The organism is Cerasicoccus frondis (genome assembly GCA_031296915.1).
Classification (GTDB): Bacteria; Verrucomicrobiota; Verrucomicrobiia; order Opitutales; family Cerasicoccaceae; genus Cerasicoccus; species Cerasicoccus frondis.
In genome coordinates, this window is sequence record JAVDPC010000025.1 from 18,655 (window position 1) to 42,681 (window position 24,027).

Annotated in this window: 10 protein-coding genes; 8 read left to right on the top strand and 2 right to left on the bottom strand. The window is 52.0% G+C overall.

Annotated elements, in window-relative coordinates; genetic code table 11:
* Window positions 1-95: 95 nt before the first annotated feature.
* Window positions 96-3,356 (bottom strand): discoidin domain-containing protein, encoded by a 3,261-nt coding sequence (locus RBB63_RS17475; RefSeq protein ID WP_309386280.1) that lies wholly within the window; start codon window positions 3,354-3,356, stop codon window positions 96-98.
* A gap of 300 nt (window positions 3,357-3,656) precedes the next feature.
* Between RBB63_RS17475 and RBB63_RS17480 the strand changes: the two genes are divergently transcribed.
* Window positions 3,657-5,813 (top strand): glycoside hydrolase family 3 N-terminal domain-containing protein, encoded by a 2,157-nt coding sequence (locus tag RBB63_RS17480; protein ID WP_309386281.1) that lies wholly within the window; start codon window positions 3,657-3,659, stop codon window positions 5,811-5,813.
* A gap of 3 nt (window positions 5,814-5,816) precedes the next feature.
* On the opposite strand, the gene RBB63_RS17485 is transcribed toward RBB63_RS17480, so the two are convergent.
* The gene (locus tag RBB63_RS17485) at window positions 5,817-7,358 is read right to left on the bottom strand and encodes a glycoside hydrolase family 43 protein (RefSeq protein ID WP_309386282.1); all 1,542 of its coding nucleotides are present in this window, start codon (window positions 7,356-7,358) and stop codon (window positions 5,817-5,819) included.
* Window positions 7,359-7,525: 167 nt separating this feature from the next.
* On the opposite strand from RBB63_RS17485, the gene RBB63_RS17490 reads away from it, so the two are divergent.
* From RBB63_RS17490 to RBB63_RS17520, 7 genes are all read left to right on the top strand, one after another.
* Complete coding sequence (locus RBB63_RS17490; protein WP_309386283.1) at window positions 7,526-8,587, top strand: LacI family DNA-binding transcriptional regulator; 1,062 nt, start codon at window positions 7,526-7,528, stop codon at window positions 8,585-8,587.
* A 417-nt stretch (window positions 8,588-9,004) separates the two neighbouring features.
* Window positions 9,005-12,448, top strand: coding sequence for a golvesin C-terminal-like domain-containing protein (locus RBB63_RS17495; RefSeq protein ID WP_309386284.1), 3,444 nt, complete (start codon window positions 9,005-9,007; stop codon window positions 12,446-12,448).
* A gap of 82 nt (window positions 12,449-12,530) precedes the next feature.
* Window positions 12,531-15,740, top strand: coding sequence for a fibronectin type III domain-containing protein (locus tag RBB63_RS17500; protein WP_309386285.1), 3,210 nt, complete (start codon window positions 12,531-12,533; stop codon window positions 15,738-15,740).
* A 178-nt stretch (window positions 15,741-15,918) separates the two neighbouring features.
* The gene (locus RBB63_RS17505) at window positions 15,919-16,788 is read left to right on the top strand and encodes a tetratricopeptide repeat protein (RefSeq protein ID WP_309386286.1); all 870 of its coding nucleotides are present in this window, start codon (window positions 15,919-15,921) and stop codon (window positions 16,786-16,788) included.
* Between the two features lie 19 nt (window positions 16,789-16,807).
* Entirely contained in the window at window positions 16,808-18,640 is a 1,833-nt protein-coding gene (locus RBB63_RS17510) for an ABC transporter substrate-binding protein (RefSeq protein ID WP_309386287.1), read from the top strand.
* Between the two features lie 70 nt (window positions 18,641-18,710).
* Window positions 18,711-20,015 carry a BNR-4 repeat-containing protein gene (locus RBB63_RS17515; protein ID WP_309386288.1) on the top strand — a complete coding sequence of 435 codons (1,305 nt, stop codon included), beginning with the start codon at window positions 18,711-18,713 and terminating at the stop codon, window positions 20,013-20,015.
* Between the two features lie 519 nt (window positions 20,016-20,534).
* Window positions 20,535-24,026: a hypothetical protein gene (locus tag RBB63_RS17520; RefSeq protein ID WP_309386289.1), complete on the top strand. Its 3,492-nt coding sequence runs from the start codon at window positions 20,535-20,537 to the stop codon at window positions 24,024-24,026.
* Window position 24,027: the final 1 nt, after the last annotated feature.

The following is a 24,027-nucleotide window of genomic DNA, read 5'->3' on the forward strand; positions in this document are numbered from 1 at the left end:
GGCGGCAGGTTATGAGCTTTCGCTGGCTCCGGCAAGAGAAGATAGAGGCCGCCCCAAATCAGGACGGCCTCAGTATCAGCGTTAAGGTATTGGCGTCAATTGGTGTAGACGGGGGTGAGGGTTAGCCATTGTGCATTGGCTGCCGGCAGCTCGATTTTGAGCGGTTGCCCTTGTAGCACCGTGACCTTCAGTGGCTCAGTGGGCGCATCTGTTTCCGATGGAATGGGGACGTCGATTGCGCCTTCCTGACCGCCCGAAATGATCAGGTGTTGGTTGTCGCGGTATCTGGAGCCTTTGAATTGGAATAGATACTGGCCGGGGGCGGCGTCTACCTGGAAGGTTGCTGAGCGGTGGAGCTGGATGGAGTCCTTGTCGAGCATGCTCTTAACCCAGCCAGCGTTGATGTCTTTGCCCGAGACTTTGTCGAGAAAGCCATGGCCCTTTTCGCTGTCATAGAGATCCTGCTTCGTGACCGTGGTGAAGGTGCGGATCTTGCCAACCTTCATGCTGCCGATGTCTTCATGCGAGCCGAAGTCGAACAGGTAGGGTGAGGTTTGGGCCAGGAATTCCAACTTTTTGCGACGCGCGACTTCTTGTGCGATGGCCTGGTTGAGTAAGCCGTCGATGACCTGCTGATTGGATATCTGGCTGATGTAAACCGGATACTCGCCAACGACGAAGTCTTTGGTTACGTTGACCTGGCTCTTGCCGCCAAATGCATTGGTGACGACGCATGGCCCCAAGTCGAGCCCGAGCTTCGCCTCGCCACTGGGCACGTGAGCGCTGAGCATGTTGCCGCTTGGTTTGCGCCAGTAGTATAGCCAGAGATTAGCGTCTCCGGTGTGCAGGCGCGGCGCATAGGGATCGGTTACATCATCAAGTTGGCGTATTAAATTCGCCATGGTGAAGAACGATGCGCGTAGTGAACCGTCGTTGCGAATCAGCCCGGCGCCTCCATGGTGTGAGGGAGTCGAACCTGCGATGCGGTAGAGCATGACTTTCTCGATCCCATTGGCGAGCGCCATCATGGTTGCCCGCGGGAGCTTGGCGCCTTGGTGGCGTTCGGTGCGACCGATTGGGCCGCCGACATCGTAACCCATTTCGGTGACCCAAATTGGCATGTCGGGTTTGCACTGATTTCGCCAGTCCGAAAGGTCGATGAGGTACTCCTCGATGATCTTGGAGCCGACTTCGCTTTTGCCGGAGCGGTTGGCGTTGGGGTCACGAGTTGCGGTTTCCGGGTCTTGTTTGCCGGTGTAGAAATGCACGCTCAGGACGTCGGTGAAATCGAGCGGCGTTTTGCCGTCTTCGTAGTGATAGGATTCCATGGTGCCGATGAAGTCCATGCTGATGCCGGCCCATCCGCCATTACTGGTTTGCGCCTGTGGGTCGGCTTTCTTCAGCGCCTCAGCGCCGACGCGGTAGAGCTCATAAAACTCTTCAAGCTCGCCTACGAAAAATCCCCAACTTGCTGCGTTTAGGTTTGGCTCATTCCACAGCTCATAGGTTTTGATGAAGTCCAAGCCTGCGCGCTTGTCATTGGAAAGCAGTTCGCTGTCGCTTACATGGTTGGAGCCATATCGAGCGACCGCTTGGAAAATGGCTTTGCCGTAATCAGCGTAATTGGTTGGCGGGTAGCGACGGCGGTTTTTGGTGACTTTATCCGGAGCGGATGTCGCCCATTTGGGAGATTCAAAGATGTAAGGCAAAATGGAAAGCCCTGCTTCATTATACTGCGTGTAGTATTCATCGAAGGGCACATTCCACGGGGCGACGCTGCCATCGAAACGGAAGTCATCGGGCGCGGGATTGTAGAAGGGCCACTTCATGTTTTCGAACCGAACCCAGCCAAAGCCGATGCGCGTAATTTTGGGAACGAAATGAGGGCTGTTGGTGTTGATGCCAAAGCGCGATTCGGGGCGAATTTTAACCGATCCTTCTGGCATCACGAAATAGTCTGAAAGCTTGATGATCTTTAGGCCGTCGGTTCCATCATAAGTGTAGCCAAACTGGTAGGCGTTTGGTTGAAGAGCGTCGGTGGGCTTGAATTTAACGATCTTGAAGGATCGCGCAGGGATGCTGACAGAAACTTCGTCTGATTGAACCAGTTCCCCAACGGTTGGAATTTCAACGGCCTCATCGGCTACGCCGTTATAGACTTTAGAGGCTGCGAGCGCGCGGAAAAGCCCGGGCAAGTTTTCCCCTTTGTCGTGATGGCGAATGCGGATCAGCCGTGCTTGAAATGGGGTGGGGACATCGATGTTTACAAAGTTCCAATTTTTCTCGAGGTCGATGTTTTGAAGCTCTGCAATATCCTCGTAATGCTTGCCGTCTGTTGATGCCGCGATGTCAACTTTTCGAATCCAATTTCCGTCGCCCGGCTTGAGTTCGAGGCCGGTGATGGTGGTCGCTTGACCAAGGTCGATGACTTGGAAGATTTCCGGAAGTCCCTCCTTGGGCATCGTTGGTTGGTAGAGCGTGTCGTCCTCGCCGTCGGTTAGAGTGAGGTCATCGATGCGCTGGTCTTGAAACACCACCCAACTCGTTTTGCCTTGGGAAATGTCTGTGCCGTAGATCGGGTCGGGCGCGGAGGGTTGCAGATATTGCGGGTTGGTCTGCAGTGACGATGAGAATTGAATCTGCATCTCCTCGTCCTGAAAATTATGAACCACTAAGGCGCCGGTGAATGGTGTTCCTGGCTCACCCCAAGGCGGTGTGATGTTCGTTACTTTGAATTTTGATTTCGAGTGAACCTCACTCGCGAGGGCGGTCAAGGCGTCGACCTCGATCATGCTATTGCCGGGCTGAGCTGCCTCCCACGCTATGAAAATACGCTTGAGCGGTTGGTCGATATTGCCGTCCTTGGGTGAGATTGGCTGAAAGGAATCAATGCCAAGCTCAACCCACTCCCAGCTTTGCCAATCGGCGTTGACCATGCTCGAGAATTGCTCGCCATTGGCGTCTTCCAGAATGAGCCCGACTCTTTTTGCATTGGAATCCGAATCTACGCTGACCCACAGGCCAAGCGAATCGATTTGGCCTACCGGGTTGGTTAGCACGCGCGCCATTGCAGGATGGTCGATGCGCGCCATGTCTGCTGAAAGTTTCAAGGCGCAATTGCCGCTGCGGACGGCTGTCTCGTCACTCGGCTCTATGCGGACGCGGACTCCGGCGCTGAATTCTTTGGATTCGAGGTCATCCAGCTCAAGTGCGGAAAGCAGCATTTGCTGTTGATTGGCCTCTGGGCTCGCGATCTTTGAATTGGATGGGAATACACGACTTTGCGCCTGTGCGCTCGTGGCGATCATCAGGCCAACGAGGTAAGTCGCGGTTTGTCTTAGACGCTTAGGTTTCATGATGCTAATTGATGATAGGTATTGGGTATGCAGGGAGGTTCGGGATCGGAGCGCGCCCATTGCGAGCATAGGAAAGCTCGATCAAAACACTGCCTGATGTTATCGCTAAGTGTGCTCTTAATCACGCTTGCTGAAAAGTGTTTAGCGGCTCCTGCGGACCTAAAGTGATCTATCAATTTTTCGGTAATTAGTAGATCAGTTATTTGCGCCGGGCATTGCATTTACCTTGAGCGATTTGTTCAGCGAGATGCATCGTCAGCTCAGCAATCTATACAATATTACTTGCCGGATAACCGACCTATGAAGCCCTACCAGAATCCTGAATTGCCGATTGAAGAACGTGTAAATGATTTACTTGGTCAAATGACGCTAGATGAGAAAATCGGCCAGTTGAATCAAGTCTTTGGCTTGGCGGAAGATGACGCCAAATTGATCCCGATGATTCGCGATGGGAAAGTGGGGTCGCGCATTCTGGCGACTTCCTGGCACGCCGGCAGTGATGATCAGCAAGCGATGGGTTTTGACTCGTTGAACGAGTGCCAGCGCGTTGCCGTAGAAGAGTCCCGCCTGGGCATTCCGCTGATATATGGGCGTGATGTCATTCATGGACATTTAACCATTTTTCCTATACCATTGGGCCAGGCTGCAAGTTGGAATCCTGACTTGGTGGAGCGCGCATCATCCATTGCCGCGAAAGAGGCGGCGGCTGATTATGTGCATTGGACTTTTGCGCCCATGTTGGACATTGCTCGTGATTCGCGCTGGGGCCGGGTGATCGAAGGTTGTGGCGAAGACGCCTGGTTATGCAGTCAGCTAGGCCGCGCTATGGTGCGTGGATTTCAGGGAGACAACCTGGCCGACCCAGAGCGCATACTTGCCTGCGCCAAGCATTTTGTTGGATACGGAGCGGTTGAAGGAGGGCGCGATTATAACACGGTTGAGATTTCTGAGAACACCTTGCGGAATGTCTACTTGCCGCCATTTCAGGCCGCAGTGGATGAAGGCGTTGGCACGGTGATGTGCGCGTTCAATGACCTCAATGGTCAGCCTTGCTCGACGAACGGTTTCTTGCTGGATGAAGTACTGCGGCAGGAGTGGGGCTTTGAAGGGTTCGTTATCAGTGACTGGGATTCGATTAAAGATACGGTGAAGCACGGAACCTCTGCGGATTTCCGCGATGCTGCGGCCAAGGGCTTGCAGGCAGGCGTCGATATGGAGATGGTGGATTGCTGTTACTCGGGCTACTTGAAGGAGTTGATCGAGGGCGGCGCCGTGTCGCTGGATACATTGGATCGCGCGGTCAGTCGTATCTTAAGGGCGAAGTTCAGGATCGGTTTGTTTGAGCGACCTTATACGCCCAATGGTTTGTTTAAAGAAGTTCACTTGCTGCCTGAGCATCGGGACTGTGCACGCGAGTTGGCGACGCAGTCTGCGGTGTTGTTGAAAAATAAGGGCGGTGTGCTGCCGTTGGATGCGGGCAACTGCGAAAGCACAGCGCTGTTGGGACCCTTGGTGGATCGCAAACGCGAACTCCTCGGCAACTGGACTTTGGATGGCCGTGCTGAGGATACGGTAAGTATCCTGGAGGCGTTTCAGGCTATGGCGCCCAGTATTCGGACGGAGCCTTCGGCCGCGCCCACGGATACGCATTTGCGTATGGCGCGGCGTTGCGAAACGGTGGTCCTTGTGGTGGGGGAAGATCATTTGCGCAATGGAGAGAATGCGAATATCGCGGACTTATCCTTGCCGCCGGGTCAGGAAGCATTGATCGCCGCGATCCATGCGATCGGCAAAAAAATCGTTCTGATTGTCTGTTCGGGAAGACCGTTGGTGTTAACGAAAATTGAACCAATGGTAGATGCGATTCTCTGGGCTTGGCATCCGGGAACAGAGGGCGGTTCGGCGATTGCGGATCTGGTCTTTGGCCGTGCGAATCCCAGTGGCAAGTTGCCGATTTCATTCCCACGCGCAACGGGACAGACGCCGATATACTACAACCATAAAAATACGTGCCGCCCAGTGGATGATTACTATGGCGACGACTCGCGCTACCAGGATGTTGAGGGACCGCCTTTGTATCGATTCGGGTTTGGCTTAAGCTACACCGAATTCGATTACTCGGAGTTTACTTTGGATCGCAAAGTGATTGCGCCAAACGAGTCAGTCGTCGCGCGTGTGCGCGTGAGTAATAAGGGGTCACGGCAGGGCGATGAAATCGTGCAGTGCTATATCCGAGATCTGGTTTCCAGCACGACGCGACCAATCAAGGAATTAAAAGGCTTTAAGCGCATCTCCCTTGCTGCTGGCGAGTCGGCTATTGTCGAGTTTTCACTCGGCTTCGACGAGTTGTCTTTTGTTGGCGCGGAGAATAAAAGAGTTGTCGAGCCGGGTGAATTTCAGGTTTGGATTGGCGGCAGTTGCATGGCCACGCTCGGGGGGAGCTTTCAGGTAAAATAATGACTACTCAGGTTTTGCGGAAAAACTGAATACCCGAGCTTCGGCGCCGGACTCGCGACTAATGCAGTAGGGGCCGACAAGGAGACCGGTGAAGCCGCCAATGACCTCAGTGGACAGCAGGCGTGCGGCTCCACTGCCTAGCGTTATCCATGCTTCGTTTTGATCTAGGATGGAAAAAACGAATTCGTTGTCCGGATTGAGTTCTACGCGGATTCGATACCGCTTTGCGGGCGCCAGTTGGAGCGTCTTGATGGTTTCCATGTCGAGAACGCGCCGCTTAAAAACTGCTTGTATAGCGCCCTGGCTATTGCGCTCAATTCCCAGAGAGTAGTAGCCCGTTCTATTCATCAGCACGGCAAGTCCGGCTTCACTTTCGCTTTGATCGGTGATGCTGAGATCGCATTCAAAAAAGCCGTTGAGCGTGTTGAGGCGAGTTCCGATAAAGGCTTGTCGGCCTGCTGTGCTCAGGCTGCTTGAGGTGGCGGTTAGCGCTAAGCCAGCTTCGCCATCCAGGCGATAAACCGTCTGGTATGAGCACCCGAGGGTTACCCAGTGGGGACTAAGTTTGGCGGAAGTAAAGTTGTCCGTCCACGGCTGAGGTGAGTCGTTGGAGTATTGGGTGTCGGCGAGTTGAATTGGATTGCCATTGTTCACGATCGGCCAGCCATGGCTCCAGTTCACCGGCGCGATAAACGTTTCCCGTCCGGTGATGTGAACCGTGGGGTAGCCAACGGTGCGCACGCCGAGGAAGACGACCCACCAGTTGTCCTGGGGATCTGCGAAAAAGTCGGCATGGCCAATGTTTTGGATTGGAGAGTCGAAGCCAGCGTTGGTGAGAATCGGGTTGTGCGGGCAGCTTTCCCACGGGCCCCATGGTGATTCAGAGCGCCCGATCGCAACGCGGTGGTTGGCTTCGGTGCCACCTTCGGCGGTAAGCAGATACCAGAATTCATCTCGCTGAAATAGATGCGGCCCTTCGACGCATTTCCAGCCGTAGCCGGTGGAAATATGCTGTCGCGGTGATAGCCCTTGGCCGGTTTGAGGATCGATTTCAAATTGGTGGATGCCTCTGGCCTCGCCGTGTAATTCGCTTGGTGTGGATTGCAAGAGCGCCTCGCCGCTCTGCAGAAAAGTGATGGAGGGATCAATTCCTCCCTGATGGTCTGCATCGATCCAGACTGGGTCCGACCATTCGTCAGCCGGGTTATCGGCGAAGACGATGAAATGGCCGCCGTTGCCGATGTTGGTGCAAATGAGGTAGAAGCGTTTTCCGTCATGGCGCAGCGTTGGGGCGAACATGCCGGCGCTGGTGATGTCGTGCTCGGGCTTAAATGGTAATTGCTGAGGCCGGGAAATGATGTGCCGTACGAATTGCCAGTCTCGTAAATCTGAGCTTCTGTACAGAGGAATGCCTGGAAAGAGCCCGAAGGTGCTGGTGGCCAGAAAGTATTGATCGCCCACGCGGCAAATGGTCGGATCGGGGTGCATGCCCGGCAGGATGAGTCGGCAGGATGGGTCGATGTCGGTTGAAGTATTGGCGATCACATCTGGCTATCTTATTGTCTGGGATGCGTTGTCTAGGATTTTATTCTTAAGATTGCCTAAAGTGGATCACTTTTGCTTTAAATTTTACTGATTGGACGTTGTATCGCCGATCGTGGTTCGCTTATATTGAACTGTTTTAAAAATCTGTTGGTCGAAGTTATTCCCGAATGCCCAAAAAGAAACTCCAAGATAAGCCAAGTCACTTAGCGCCTCACGTGAAGCGCCCGACAATTATCGACTTGGAACGGATTACGGGTTTTTCGCGGGGAACTATTTCGCGCGCCTTCAAGCCGGAGGCATCGATTAAGCCCGAGACGCGGGAGAAGATACTGAAGGTGGCGAACGAGTTGGGCTTTGCCCTGCACCCCGGCGCGCGTATGATTCGCTCGCAGCGCACCTATCGGTGGGGCTTGCTGTTGCCGCATTTAGAAAACCCGGAGTATGCGGAGTTGGTGGAGTGCATTGACGCTGAGGCGCGAAGCCGGGGGACGCATTTGATCCTTGGGCTGACGCATTATGACCCCAAGGTCGAGTCGGCTTTTTTGCGGCATTGGGCGGCGGGAGAAGCCGATGGCGTTATTTCCGATGTAGTCTCCTGGAATGAAAATCAGGATCTTTATCGAAACCTGATTGCCCGGCGCTTTCCATTCCTGGTCCTGTATCATGCGCCCGAAGGGCTTCCGGTGATTCGGAAGAATAGCTTGGAATCGTTTTGCCTGGGGATGCGTCACCTGATCGGACTAGGGCATGTGCGAATCGGTTATGTTGGCATTGAAGATAGCGGCGCCATGTATGCTAATCCAATCAAGGCCTATAAGAAGGAACTGAAGGCGGAAGGTCTAAAGCTGGATGAATCCTTGATGGTCTTTGGTGGCAACAACCGTGAGGCGGGGGTTGCGGCGTGGGACTATTTTAAAGCATTGCCTGATCCGCCAACGGCGGTGCTTGCCTTTAATGACATCATTGCCTCGGGCATTTGGATTGGAGTGCATAATGATGGGCTGACGATTCCTAAGCACCTGTCGCTCATTGGAAATGATGATATACCTGAGGCGCGCTTAATGGGGCTTAGCTCAATTAGTTACGACCGGAAAGTTTTAGCAAGGGAAGCAATTTCTCTGCTTGATCAGAAGCGGTTGAATCCTGAGTTGGCGCCGACTGTTGTGGACTTAAAAACTGACTTAATTGTGCGTCGTTCTATCGATCGGCCATTTAAGCGTAAGTCGTAGTTTTTTATCACTGCTCTAACCTCGGGGTTTCGGCTGTACGTGTTTGTAGATTGCACGTGTATAGGCATTTCCTGCCTTGGTTAAGGTGGATTTGTGATATGATTAAGAGTGTTGCTGTGATCTGATTTTGGGTATAAAATGGAAATGTTCACATTTTAGACTCTCGTTGCGTATTTGAGCTTGAAAACGCCTTTGGTTTGGAGATTTATAGCATAAACGCCTATTTATGGTAGGTGTTATTGTTTTTCTCGTTGACTGATCGGTTTGTTGTTTCTCGTAGCTCTTGTTCTTTTAATTCAGATAGTGACGATAAAATTGTGAATGTTCACATTTACGTTTTCTTTTTCCTAATTCATGATGGCAGAACTCCCAGTCGAGTCTGTTGCGCTTGAATTCACCTCGAACCCCCTAATCCATATGCTAAGAATACTCCGTGATTATACCCCCACGTTGTTGCTTGCTGGCGGCCTATTGATCGGCGCCCAGGCGACGGCTGTAGAAATCATTGTGGATAATACCGATACTGCGCATACCTCATCGAGCGGCGTTTGGTATTTATCCAGTTATACCGCAGGCTACTACGGTTCTGATTATCTGCATGATAATAACTCGGGCAAAGGCCAAACGACCTTTACCTTTTCTCCAGAGATTACCACTGCTGGGCACTATGAAGTTTTCTTGCGTTGGGCGGCATATTCAAACCGACCGACCAATCTGCCTGTCACGGTGAATCATGCGAACGGCTCTGATTCGTTCTACATAGACCAAACGGTTGCCGGTGGCCAGTGGGTGCCTTTGGGCTCCTACGATTTTGCCGCTGGTTCGGCGGGCAATGTCTTCATCGATACATCTGGGACCAGTGGCTACGTCATTGCGGACGCCATACGTTTGGTTTCAACCGCGCCGACTGCCCCTGGTTTAGTGGCTCAGTGGAATCTAAATGAAGGCCTTGGCGTCGTGGCTTATGATTCGGCCAACCTGAATGACGCCGTTCTTTATGGTGACGTTGAGTGGACGCAAAGCGGCAAGCAGGGCGGTGCGGCGCTTTTTGACGGAACCGATGATTGGATTGAAGCCAACGATGCTGCTGAGTTTGGCGGAGATGCCTTAACGCTGGCCTGTTGGTTTAGCCCGCGAACGCTGGACACCGAGCCTCGCGGCTTGATTTCGAAACGCCTAAGCGCTAGTCAACAGCGTGCGTTCAGCATCTTTATTTGGAATGGGAATCAGCTCTACATCGATATTGGCTACGAACGATTCGCCACGGGTTATGTGGTCGAAGACCTTCATCGCTGGCATCATATGGCGGTGGTCTTTGATAGTAGCTTGTCGCAAGGCCGCTTGAAGTTATACATTGATGGCGCGCTTGAGTTTGAGGCGCAACCAAACGCAACGGAAATTGCCGATACCACCGCATCTCTTTGCATCGGGACCTTGAACGCCAACTATGGGCATTCCTTTGCCGGTTTCATGGACGATGTGCGCATCTATGATACTGCCTTGGATGCGACGGCTGTTGCTCAGGTAACTGATGAGGGCTCGGTCAGTCAGAAGCTTTATTTGGATGCATCGATGATCATTGATGAGACTGCCGCCACGAATATGGAGGCCTTTGTCGATGAACAAGAACTGGTTGGAGATCCGGTTAATGACCTACCGAACGCCAATTCGCCGTCTTCCAAATATGACATTCCGGCATCCTGGTATTATCCACTGAAAGCGATCATTGACCTTGGAGCAGATCACCAGGTGACGCATGTGGCTTTCTATGACGCCAATGGGATTGACGATATGACCGTTTCCTACGGCACTCCCTTTAATTGGACCGAGTTGTTCACCGATAACCAGGGCTCTTACAATTCCTGGAAAATTTATCCGGTGGATATCAACACTCGATACCTGCAGGTATCGGTTAATTCAGGGGCGGCGACGCCGTTTGAAATTTTGGTTTATGGCTCGCCAATGGGAACCCGTGAAGCTGAGCCGGAACCGACAGCGCATCAGTTCCCAACGTTCGATCAGTTTCTGGGAGTGAATGCTCAAGGGCGTGACGCCTTACACCGCTTGGAGGCAGTGGGCTTCGTCCGGCAATACCGCAATTGGAGCTATTGCGAGGGGCATGGCAATGCGAGCTATCCGGGCTATCCAAATAATGAAAATGGCTTTGCGCCGGCCTGGACAAACGGAAATTACGATAACATCTACGCCCGTTATGCGACCGTCGGGCTGGACATGGTAATGACGATTCAGGATTCGGTGTACTGGCTCACTGGCGAGAGCAGTGCAGTGAAACCTGTGCTGGAGAATTCCGGTCGTCCTTTCGATGAGCCAGCATCCTATATCGAGCATGCCGACCACATGTTTCAAACGGTGGCCCGTTATGGCAGTCAGCCAGTTGCGGATAATCTGCTGAAGTTGCGTGCGAGCAATCCCCGCTACTCAGGCTTGGATTATGTGACTTACTACGAGAATTGGAATGAGCAAAACCGCTGGTGGGATGGGCGCCAGGAATACTTCACGCCCTATGAATACGCCGCCATGTCCAGCGCTGACGCCGATGGACACCAAGGCGCGTTGGGTTCGGACAAGGGCGTGTGGAACGCTGATCCAAATGCGCAGCATGTCATGGGCGGCATCGTAAAGATGGACCTCGATTACATCAAAGCCATGAAGTTCTGGTGTGACCACAATCGCATAGACGGAGAGCCGGCCTGGGATGTGATCAATTTGCATCACTACAGCAACGACCGCGACGGCGAACAGCATGTGAATGCGCAGGGCATTTGCCCCGAGGAAGACAACTTGCGTGAAAAGCTGTTGGTCTTCCGTGACTACTGTGATCGCTACCTGCCCGGTGTTGAGTTGTGGGTGTCTGAGTTTGGCTACGATACGGCCGGAACTTCGCCTCAGCATGCTCCCGCGATTGGCACGTTTACAGCCGAAGAGGTGCAGGCGCAGTGGATTGTGCGTAGCTTCCTGATCATGGCGGCTGGCGGTGTGGATCGTGCAATGGTCTACAGTCTGGCGGACGACAACTCTGCTTCAACCGGCCTGTATGGCACCTGCGGTTTGACGTCGGATGAATGGAGTGGCTATCAGCCAAAGCCATCGTGGTGGTATGTTTACACGCTAAAGAACCGCTTGAAGGGTTTGCGCTTTGAAGCCATTCAAGATTCGGGCAATGACGATGTGTGGATTTACCGCTTTAAGGACGGCAATGACGAGATCAAGGCTTACGCTCTGTGGTGCCCGACGACCGACCAGGTGGAGGTGAATGGCTATACCTTGCAATTGCAGGGGGCTCCCACCACCGCTGACCTCGTTACCCTGACGGATGGTGATCCAGACGGCGTTAAGACACCACTCACGATTAACAATGGCAGTGTTTCGGTGGATGTCAGCGAATGCCCGGTCATTGTCATGATTGATCACACTGAACCTGACTTCGAGCTGACTCAAAAGCTGACGTTGACGCCAGCGATGGTGACTAACGAATCAGGTCTGGGCGATGCGACCATGATGGTGGACGAGCAGGCCTTGTCCGGAGACCCACGCGAAGATAATGGCGGCTCGCCGTCGACTCGCTGGTCGCCTGGCAGTGGCTCCAATAGCGCCTATATTGACCTGGGGCAGGTTCGCAGCATTGATCGCATCTACCTCTACGATGCATCGAATTCCGGTCCGCTGACGATGGAAATCGGGACGCCAGGCAACTGGACCTTGTTAACGGAGAGCCAAATGACGGGCTACAACTCCTGGTGGGAATACGTCTACAATGCAGAGACCACCCAAACGCAGTATTTGCGCATCACTCGCACGGGAGGCGCAAACTTCAATGAAATCGTTATCTACGGAAAATAATGTGTAGTAACGCTTGCTGATGTAGAATCGTGGCGGAGTCCTGCTGGGGTGCTAGGGCTCCGCCACACCTCTTTTTCGAATTATGAGAAAACAAATCGCTTTAGTTCTCGGTCTGCTTGGGATGCTGTTGACGACGGAGAAAATCGCTCATGCGGAAAACCAGTATCTGGTCTCGTCGGTCGATGGCGGTATGCCTTACCTGCTGCATGTGCCCGATGAGTATGATGAAAATCCGGACAAATACTATCCGACCATCATTTATTTACATGGTTATGGTGAGCGTTGCCAGCCGAGCTCTTATGGCACGACGGATGAGTTGAGCTCTTTGGAAAACGCCAGCGCTATCCCGCCGCGTTTAGTGAGAGATGGCTACCCGATGAGCGCCGAGATTGACGGTGAAACCGAATACTTCATTATTATTTCACCGCAGATTCGCAGCAATCGAGGGCATTGGAATGCGTCAGATGTTGTGGGTTTATTAGACGAAGTTTCGGAGAGCGTGCGCATTGATTCCACGCGTGTCTATTTGACGGGATTTAGCTTTGGAGGAACAGGCGTTTGGCGCGTGTTGGGCGAATCTGCAAACGAGCCAAATCGTTTTGCTGCTGCGGCTCCCGTATGTGGTTGGAACAACGTATCGAGCAGCTATGACACCATTGCCAACCACCGTGTGGCGATCTGGGCATTTAGTGGTTTGAGTGACACCACAGAGCATACGCCAGAGCGTATCCTGGTGTCGAATCGAGAGTTGCGTGAACGCTTACCCGAAGCGGATCATCTGGTAACGATGTATGCTGGCGTTGGGCATTCATCGAGCCGTCCGTACAACACAGGCAATTACTACCATGACCCAAACCTTTATCAGTGGTTTTTGCAGCACACATTGCAGGAGTCGGGGCCAGTCATCCGAACGAATTTTGCAACCGATGCGCAGGTCGTCGCCACGGCTGGCGATGTAATGGGCTCTTACGATGCTGGCAGAGTAAAGAGTAATCAAAGTACTTTTTGGGCCTCGGATACGGACGACTACAACAATAAGTGGGTGATGCTGGACCTGGGCGCCGTGAGAAATGTGGACCAAATCTATTTGCGTTTTGGCTCATCGACTAGCTCCTCTCTGCAGCCCGTATCTCCCTCGGGCGCCATAGACTCGGTCGAAGCTTCTTCTACCTCTGGTCGCATACGCATCTATGCGCCAGATCATGCGAGACGCTCTGGCTCCGGGTCTATTCCCGCTCATCAAATTTGGGTTAAAGATACGGACGGCTATGATGGCGGCCCCTATACAGTGCGTAAGGTGAATAGCTCCAGTTCGAGCAATCCCGATGGATGGTTTGAGATTGATGGTGACTTCACTGACACAAGCACCGGGACATGGTATACGCTCAACCAGACGATTGCGGCCTATGAAGTCGAATGCAGCCTGGATGGAGAAACCTGGACTTTACTCGCTGATGAAGATGACAACTACGAATTTAACCGGCAGCATAAGTTTGTAGAAACAGCGATGCGATATGTGCGCGTGAATGTGCAACGGGCCAACCGTATGGACCTGCCTGAGTTCGAGCACGAAGCGCGAATCTACGAAATGCAAGTGCTGGAGGCAGCCACGCCGGTGGATTTGCCGGAAGCTCCCATTGGCTTTTCGACGGATACGATAACCTCAGGTGGCGCTGCGCTTATCTGGGACGCAGTTGATGGGGTTGTGGCTGGTTATCATTTATACTGGTCGACGGATGGCATTATGCCGAGTGAGCCAAGTGCTTCGCTGGGCAGTGCGGAAACGACGTTCATTGCCAGTGGATTAATGCCGGATACCGAATACACATTCTGGCTGACGGCATTCAATTCCACCGGGGAATCAGAGCCAGCTAGCATTTCCTTCACCACCTTGGAATTGCAGCCTCCAGCTTCTCCAGGATCTCTTCAAGCGACGGGAGTCGGAGCGACTGCATTGACCTTATCCTGGGACGATCTCGCGGACAATGAAGAAGGTTACCTTGTCTACTATAGCGTGTCAGATTCTCAACCTGCTGATCCACAGATCACTTTGCCTGCAGATTCGACGAGCTGCTTTATCGAGGGGTTAAGTGCGAGCACAACTTATTATTTCTGGGTTTTAGCAGAGAATGAAGTGGGACAGTCAGCCGTAGCGCAGACGAGCGTCACAACGGCAGAGCCATTGGGGGATCTTGGCATTGGTCTGTTGTCATACTGGAAGTTAGATGAGGAATCAGGATCGAGCGTATTTGACACACAGGGGTTGGCCGATGGCGCCTTAGCAGGCGATGCCACGAGAATTCAGGATGGCGTTTCTGAAGGGGGAGTTCAATTAGCGGGCGACAACGACTGGATCGAAATTCCCCATCGCGACGAATACAGCGGCGAGGCTATGAGCGTTTCTATGTGGATTCGTCCCGAGTCGGTGGATGATCAACCGCGCGGCATTATCTCAAAGCGGGCAGGGACGGCGTCCACGCAGAAAGCGTTTGGCATTTTCTCTTATGCCCGGGGCGAACTCTACATCGATGTTGGCAGCGCGCGCGATGACACCGACTATTTTCTAGAGGCATCCACTGAATGGCGGCATCTAGCGTTGGTTTTTGATGGAAGCATCGAATCAGGCGACAATACGTGGCTGTATTTGGACGGCGTAGCCATCTACTCTGGCGCTTTTGATGTTACCAGTGTTCCAAATCTGGATTGCCCCATCACGCTGGGCATTCTCAATACAAACTATGGGAACGGCTTTATGGGCGATATTGACGAGGTGCGTATTTACAGTCGCGCGTTAAGCCAGCTCGAAGTCGAATATTTGGCGGAAGTCCCAGAGCCTGATTACGAAGGCTATGAGAGTTGGTTAACGGAGTACTTGAGCGGAGTTGATGCTGCTGAGCAGGGAATGCTGGCGGACGCTGATGGAGATGGTGTCATCAATTTGCTGGAGTATGCCTTGATGACGGACCCCACCTCAGGCGCCCGGGAAAAGCCAATTGAGGTCGTGACGGTCGAGGATGATGGGCAGCGTTATTTTGCATTTGCCTACCGGCGTCTGGCTGGTGGCGCTGGAGACGACGTCGATGGTTACTCTGTCGGGGGCGTTGTTTATCAGCTTCTGGTTAGCTCGAGTTTGGGCGCCTCCAGTTGGGCTAGCGGCAGCGGATATTTCGAATTATCTGGAGAGCCGGTTGACCATGGCGATGGCTCTGAAACAGTCATTCTGCAATCCTTAGAGCCAATTACGAATGAGGCTCCTTTATTTCTAAAATTAAGTGTAACGGCGGCAGAATGATCTGTTCGGCAGTCTTCAACACTGAAGTGATCTATTAATTGCGAGTCAGAGCTTGGCAATTTCCTGGCTCTGGCCCGTAATATTTGTTATTCATTGAGTGAGGAATTTTTTGATTTTAGACCAAGTGCCTAGAGTAGCTTCATCCCTTTTTTTTAAGACGACCAACTGGTTCGCGGGCGTGTGCTTAGCGCTGCTGGTTGTTGGCTGTTCTGGTGATAGCCGTTTCGAAGGGACAGCGGAGGAGCAGGTCGATAAAGGCATTCAGTACCTGTCGATTTTCAATTTTGAGGAAGGCTATCATTTGCTTTCGCATGCCCAGCCGTTGTTGACTCCCGATCAGGATAAATGGGCTCTGGCTACTTATAGTTTAGGGGTGGCGACTTGGCATAAGGCGCCGCCCACGGGCGAGTCGCTGAAGCAGGCCGAAGCGCTTTTTAGGCAGGTTGTTGAGACGAAACCGGAATCTGCATACGCCGCTAGCGCTTTGTTGGACCTGGGGCGCTTGGCGGAGGTGTCAGACTACATTGATGATCCTGCTGACGTTGATTCAGCGAGAGGCTATTACGAGCAAGTGCGCAGTCAATTCCCGGGCACAGAGTGGTCCACTCGCGCTACGCTTTACCTGGCTCAAAGCAAAGCGCAGACGTTTGAGCGTGATCAGGTAGAGGAGGCGGTTGCTTCGTTGGAAGCTGAGATCGGTCGGGATCCCACTGGTCCGTGGGTAGGGATTTTGAGCCAATACCTCGCTCAATTATACGCCTTCTATTTGGACGATCCCGCCAACGGACTACAGGCGTATGAACGTGCGGTTCGTGCTGGTTTGCCGCGTCCGGTGGACGAAGATATGTCGCTTTGGCAATTTGCTTTATTGGCTGAAGATGCGGGAGAGTATCAGCTGGCCGTGGAGCTTTACCGACGAATTGTGCATGATTTCCCCCGTAGCATTTATGGAACCGTGGCGGAGCAGCGCGCCGACAAACTGGTGAGTGAGCATCCCGAGATTGACCGTGTTTTTCCTGATCTAAGTGACGCGGAGGCACTGAGGTAGCATCCGCAGAAAACGTGATATGAAGAAGATAAATAGCAATTGGATCGGAGTCGCCATTCTGATCGCTGCATATGTATTCAGCGCAGGGCGCTTTCTTTATGTATCGCACGGATTGAATTCCAGTGAATCGGAGGACAGCGGTCAGAAGATTATTCGCATCGCCCACTGGCTTCTCGAACCTGGCGTGCGTGAAAGCCTGCAAGCGGCGATTGATGAATACGAGGCATTGCCCCACGTAAAAGAGCAAAACATCAAGATACTCCAAGCGCCGATACCCCAACGGATGTTTAACCAGTTTATGAACGTCCATTTGATCAGCGGGACCGCGCCGGATATCGCAATCAAGGGGGGCAGCGAATTGGTGAAAGGCAATGCGTTGGCGAAGTTCTACACGCCTATCGGCAGCTATGTGAATGAGCCGAATCCGTATAACGCGCCCGAGTATCAAAGAGAGGGATTATCGGATGAGGAGTCACAGTATCTTGAGACGACTCCCTGGAAGGAAACTTTTTTTGACGACTTACAGGGTGGATACGAAGAAATGCTCAGCGATTATTACGCAATTCCTATTTCGACATGGGGAGGATTTCGGGTCATTTACAATCTCGATATTTTGGAGAAAGTGAAAGTATTCGCTTTCAAACAATCGCAGTTGGAACCAATGCCGGAATGGCTGGCGCAATTGTGGCGCACTCCAGATAATCCGGATGGGTATTTATCCGAAGCATCTGGACTAGAGTGGCTGGGCAACGATTCCGTTCCGCAGACGATGGGGCAGTTCATTCTCTACTGCCGCGCAATTCAGGTTTATGCCGATGCAGAGGGCTTGCGATACCTGAGCCCTATTGCTGGCAGTCGCTATTTTGGTAATCTAATCATGCGCCAATACGAGCGTGAGTTCTTGTCCAATTATTGGAAGGAACTGGATTTTGAGCCAGGCACCAAGCTTCATTCGATGGAAGTCTTGTCAGGTTATACGGATGGAAAATGGGACTTCGATGCGCCTTCCATACGGGCATACTTTGAATTCGCCAAACTGATTGCGACATTCTATCCGAATGGATTTCTAGGGATGGACCGTGAGCAGGCGCAGCGCCGCTTTGTGCTGGGACAAGCGGCGATCATTACGACGGGCGCGTGGGATGTGCAGAGTATTTATGGCGGCATCGCAGAGCGTGATAATCCGGAAGACCGTTTTAATGTGGAGATTGCGCTAAAGCCATTGCCGGGCGAAGATGAACGCTGGTCGGAATTCGTGACCATGCGGATCTCCGAGGCAGAAACGAAGGGACAGGTGCCTTTTGCGATTAACAAGCAAACCAAACACTTTGACTGGGCGCTCGATTTTCTCAAGTTCCTGACGTCTCACCGAATCAACGAAAAATACAACGAATCGGCTGGTCGTTTACCGGTGATCGTTGGCGCCAAGCCTCCGGAGGTCGTGAAAGCCTTTGCGCCTCATGCGCATGGCATTCCGCAATGGTTTGCGATGGATTTTGGCAAAGAAGGTCTGCCGCCAACGGTCAAGTCCGCGTGGTCTACAAACTTCAAATCATACATGGTTGGCGATATTGAATACGACGAAGTCAAACGTAGCATGATTGAGGTTTTGGAAAACCCGAGAATCGGCATTGAGCGAGCCTGGGTTACTTCATTGCAGCATGAGCAGGACAAGTCCCGTGACAATGATCGCGCCATTTCAATCGAGAGATTGAATTCACTCCTTGGTTCCGCCGAAGCCGCGAAGCGCGAGCAATCATTATTTTATTTAGGGTTAATCGAAGACGAAGGCGTTCAGCTTCAGCGCTGGTGGCACAAGCAGTACCCTGATGAGCCTTTTCCAGCTTTTTAAAGATCAGGAAGCAAAGCATTTCTTCTGACGCTTAGCGTTCACCACGCACCATTACTCCACGAAGAATAGTATGAAAGCAGATACGGATTCCATGACTGTCGTTAGTACGGACTACAACGGCATATGGTACGATTTAGGCCAGGCAAACGAATACGGATCAAAGTATTCGGGCGGCTTGGCGACATATACGGCAAAGCATCGGCCACTGGCCATTTACTCTTCGGAGGCGAAGAAGACATTTTTCGTCTATGGGGGCGCGCCATCGGCTGGCGAACGCTACTTACTGTGCATGATTGGCGCCTTCGATCACACGCAGGGCGGCTTTCTCCCGCCTACGTTGGTCCATGATAAAAATGGAGTGGATGATCCGCACGATAACCCCTCGATTGCATTGGATGAACATGGCTTCGTATGGGTTTTCGTCTCTGGGCGTGGTGCGAGTCGACCAGGCTACGTCTATCGCTCTCGCTATCCGCACGATATCTCTGAATTTGAAGAAACTGCTTGTCGCGAATTTACTTACCCTCAGCCGATTTGGATTCGCGGGCAGGGGTTCTTTCATTTCTTTACCAAATACACAGGTCTGCGGGAGCTTTACTTTAATTGCAGTGTTGATGGTCGAAACTGGTCGAAGGATGTAAAGCTTGCTGGAATTGGAGGGCATTATCAGCTCAGTGATGTTTGCGGAAATCGTTTGGCAACTACGTTTAATCGTCACCCGGGAGGCGATTGCGATTTGCGGACGGATTTGTATTACGTCGAAACAGCGGATATGGGTGCGACTTGGCAAACCGTGGATGGCCAAACGATCTCACTGCCGATCGAGCAAGAGGATCATCCTGCCCGGGTGCGAAACTACTCTCAGGATGACCGTTTGGTCTACATGAAGGATTTGAATTTCGATGAACAGGGCAGGCCGATTATATTGATTTTGACCAGCTCCAGTCATCAGGCAGGTCCCGCTGGGGCGCCGCGAAATTGGGAAGTGGCTCACTGGACGGGGAAAGACTGGGAGTTTAGCGTGGTGACGCAGTCGACGCACAATTACGACATGGGTTCACTCTATGTCGAAGGTGACCTTTGGCGAATCATCGCCCCGACGGGCACTGGCCCTCAGCAGTGGGGACAAGGTGGGGAAATTGAGGTCTGGGAAAGCGTTGATCAGGGAAGGAATTGGAAGCTGGTTAAGGCGATTACTGAGAACAGTTTGCGCAACCATTCTTATGTGCGCAGACCGGTCAATGCGCAGGATGACTTCTATGCGTTCTGGTGTGATGGGGATCCGACCACTCCCAGTTCGGTCAATCTATATTACTTGGACCGCGCTGATTATCGAATCCAGATGATTCGTTCTAATGATGCGGACTCCAAATAATCATACCACTTCAGGGCGTCGGGAGCGAATTGACGTTTGCGAAGTTTGACTGGAAAGCTTAAGCTTTCGAAGTATAAAATTCCGGCAGTTGCGCCTCGGCTTGTTGATGTAAGTTACCCCCCATTTTTTGAGATCATGCAGCCCCTTCGAAATACACAAAGCAAAGTGCCCCTGAACATGATGAAGCGTCAGGCGTTTACCCTGATCATTGCGATTATGCTGATGGGCTTCATTGTGCTGTTGCTGCTCAGCATATCTACTTTGACGCGAGTTCAGTTGGCGACCACCGCAGCCATGAATACCGAAAACATGGCGCGTCAAAACGCTCTACTCGGCCTGAGCGTTGCGATTGGCCAACTGCAGAGAGAGTTGGGGCCAGATCAGCGAGTTTCGGCGCCTGGTTTGCTATTTAAATTTGCGGATGATCCGACTCAGCCGGTTTTTGCAGACAGTGATCCGCGTCGAAATTGGGTTGGCGTGTGGAATGCCGCCGACAAGCAAGACGGTGATGAGCACGCCATGGACTGGGTGCAGGATCCCAATGCTGAGCATTTAGCGTGGTTGGTTTCAGGACTGGATAATTACGTTGGCTTGTCGCCGGATATCACCATCGATCTCGATAGCCAACTACAGCCAGTCGATCCGGGTTTGGCTTTACTGGCAGGGCCTCGGACGGTCGGCGCCAACAATGCAGAAGATGTCATCGTGGCTCCCAAGGTATACCTAGGTACTGCAGCAGACGCTGGAAACGCCTATGCCTACTGGATTGCCGATGAGGCGACGAAGGCCCCAATGAATCTTGTTGATGAACGTTACCTCTCCGCTACCGGAGTTGGCGATGATGAGCTTGTCGATTTTCAATCCCGGTTAGATTTAATGGCTCCGGAGAAAGTTGGTTTGCAAGCATTCGAGGAGTGGAGCGCATACCCACTGACGGATTTAAGTGTCGCCGAAAAACGTTGGCGCATATCTGAATTCCCGGATGCGCAATTAATCGCCGATAGCAGCGACATGCAGCAATGGAATCAATTTCTACAGGCGAACTATCATGATTTTAGTGTAGGCTCCATGGGCTTGCAGACAGATGTTCGCAATGGCGGCTTGAAAAAAGACCTGAGTTTACTCTTTGAAATGGATGATGAGCAATTCGCATTGACCCCTTATGGCGGGACGCCATCGGGTCGCAGTGATGATCCACCAACCGATGGGGACAGCTACATAGATGCGTATACTGAAACTCAAGTGAGCTATTTATTTAAAAAGGAAGCGACGGTAGAGACACCAGATACTGCCTATCTGAGAGGGCCTACCTGGCACTTCCTGCGGAGTTATTATCGGCTCTATAAAGACATTGATAATGCTGAAGGCGATCCACAGATTGCCGCACGCGCCTATCGCCCTAACACGATCGATTTCAATGCGGTCAATGGCGCTGGCGCTGATGGTCGTTTCTCCGGCTATGTTAACGTCATGAATGGGCGTGATAATGGGAAGCCTCTGGCTGGGAACAATTTCGTGAATACCCGGGTGAAGCCGCCGGATTGGGCTTCGGAAGTCGACGTGCCCCGCTTGACCGCGCATGAAGTGGCTCCTGTAGCCGTGCGTATCTACCTTATCTTTAGCTTTGCGCGTGTCAGCCTCGATGATGTGTTGCGCATTCATCGGGATGAGAATGGCGTGCCTACGTCCAGTGGCAGCAATAACTGGAGTTTGGAGTCCACGGGATCTGGCGATATCGCGGCTGTGATGATTCAACCGGTGGCGGTTGTTTGGAATCCGTATAACGTCAAAATTTCTTTTAACGCCTACAAGGTCGTTCTGGATAAGCCATTCTTGGCCTTCGATATTTCTTGGCCTGAGGAGTTGAATAGCACAACAGCAAGCCGAGGCTATTTGGCTACTCTTGGCATGATGCTCGGCGCCTCTATTCAAAACCACAATGCCGATGGTAGCCTGCGCAATGATGACTTTAGCTACTTTGAATTCATGATAGGCGATCCTCCAGACGGCAATAACCCGATCGTGCTTGAGCCAGGGGAGCAGCGTATTTTTAGCGCGTCAGATAAAATGCATTTGGGGGATGTCATTACACAAGGTGAAGCTCTCTTCCTTGAAGAAGGCTGGCACACGGATGGGGGGCTGCTCTTGTATCGGAAGCCAGACACCGCCAAGCGCTACACCTATCAAGGGCAAGCGGCTGAGATTGACAATATTCCCTATGAGTTTCCTCACTCGACCAATGCTGCTGGCAACTACCCGATCACGATCAACGACGTATTCTGGGTAGCTGATAATGGTAACCGCCTCTACAACAAGAAATTGATTCGCTTGAATAGCACGAAAAAAGGGACGGGTTTGGCTGATTATCTTTTGACGGATATTGCCAGCATTGCAGAGGGCGGCGACCGTGAATCCGACGATTATGAGTTACGCTCTATTGGTGCTTCTTACAGTCATCCGTCAGACATTCAGGATGCTTTTGACAGTGGGATACGCGGATTAGAAATTACGCCTGCTGACATTCATTTTTCCAATGGTGTCTATCCATTTATGGCATTGGAAATCAGCCTAAACCCCGCGAATTCGGTTCAGGGAAGCCCGATGGAAATGCTCGGCAACACCAACCCATTCGGCATACTTGGGTCGGCTTTTCAGGGGGGAGGAAAAACTGCTGACCGTTATCAGCTTTACGTGAAACCTCTTAGCGGAACTTATCACGAAATAAAGCCAGAGATCACCCTCAATGGCGCGAAGGAGAACACATACTTCGGCTATAGTTATTCAGTATCTGATGGCTCGTCGAAGACAGTTCTGCAGGAAACTCCGACGACCCCGCTGTGGTCCCTGGGTTCCATGCAGCACGCCAATATCTCGCGTTCGGCTTATTTGCCGCGCAATGCGATCGGCAATGCGCAGGCCTCACCTTATTTTGCGACTGACGACGATGACTTGCAAGAAGCGGTGGGAGATTGGCAACTCAAACCTTCGCTCTACGATATATCCTATTTTAGTAACGAAGCGCTCTTTGACTCGTTTTACTTTTCGAGCTTGGCGCCGTATACAGACGAGGCAGATGTCGCTGAGCGCTTGCAAAATGAATTGGAAGCTTACCAAACCAATGATGATGAGTTTCAATTGCCCAATCGTCGCTTTACGCTGACGGGTCTTGAGGATGAGCCAGCGGATATCGTTACCGAACTCTTGACTGATGACGCTTACCGAAAAACCGCGGCATACTGGGCCCCTGAAGGTAGCTTCAACGTAAATTCCACTTCGGTTACTGCCTGGAAAGCTTTTCTCAGTGCTCATTTAGGCCGGCAGTTTGATTATTTTGATGGCAATTCAATCAATACGGCTACTGCTAGTAACGTATTATATTCGCGCTATGCTTTACCCAATTCTGGGGTGGCCTCTGCTGCGATAACTGAAGATGACTGGTATGCTCCCATTGAGCTGAATGAGACTCAAATTGATGCGCTTGCTAATGCAATGGTTGATGAGGTGAAGGCGCGTGGACCTTTTTTAAGTTTGGCGGATTTCGTCAACCGACGTCCATTATCTCCTGATGCGAATCAGCAACGAAGCGGCGCACTGGCGTCAGCAATTGATGCGGCAAATCTGAACGGGTCCATCGAAGATCATGGAATCGATGCCTACGAAGGCTTTGATGTTTCCAGTGATTTCTTGGATGAAAATACGCTCGATAACACGGCTGCCGGCATCCCTGGATGGTTAACGCAGGCCGATGTGCTTACTCCGTTAGCGCCATATTTGTCCGCTCGTTCCGATACTTTCATTATTCGTTCATATGGTGAAGTGTCGGACCCTTTAACCGGTGATGTGAACGCAAAGGCTTGGTGCGAAGTTAAGGTTCAGCGTGTTTCAGATTATGTGAATGCAGCGCAAAACGAGCCTTGGGATGATATTGATAATCTGACTAGTGAGAACCAAAGTTTTGGCCGCCGTTTTGTGGTGACTGGCTTTCGCTGGTTAACTGAAAATGATATATAGA

Excerpts from the sequence above, each read along its gene's own strand:
- RBB63_RS17500 (WP_309386285.1), top strand. The coding sequence starts at position 12,531 with ATGAGAAAACAAATCGCTTTAGTTCTCGGTCTGCTTGGGATGCTGTTG.
- RBB63_RS17515 (WP_309386288.1), top strand. The coding sequence starts at position 18,711 with ATGAAAGCAGATACGGATTCCATGACTGTCGTTAGTACGGACTACAAC.
- RBB63_RS17475 (WP_309386280.1), bottom strand. The coding sequence starts at position 3,356 with ATGAAACCTAAGCGTCTAAGACAAACCGCGACTTACCTCGTTGGCCTG.
- RBB63_RS17495 (WP_309386284.1), top strand. The coding sequence starts at position 9,005 with ATGCTAAGAATACTCCGTGATTATACCCCCACGTTGTTGCTTGCTGGC.
- RBB63_RS17490 (WP_309386283.1), top strand. The coding sequence starts at position 7,526 with ATGCCCAAAAAGAAACTCCAAGATAAGCCAAGTCACTTAGCGCCTCAC.
- RBB63_RS17480 (WP_309386281.1), top strand. The coding sequence starts at position 3,657 with ATGAAGCCCTACCAGAATCCTGAATTGCCGATTGAAGAACGTGTAAAT.
- RBB63_RS17510 (WP_309386287.1), top strand. The coding sequence starts at position 16,808 with ATGAAGAAGATAAATAGCAATTGGATCGGAGTCGCCATTCTGATCGCT.
- RBB63_RS17520 (WP_309386289.1), top strand. The coding sequence starts at position 20,535 with ATGGACTGGGTGCAGGATCCCAATGCTGAGCATTTAGCGTGGTTGGTT.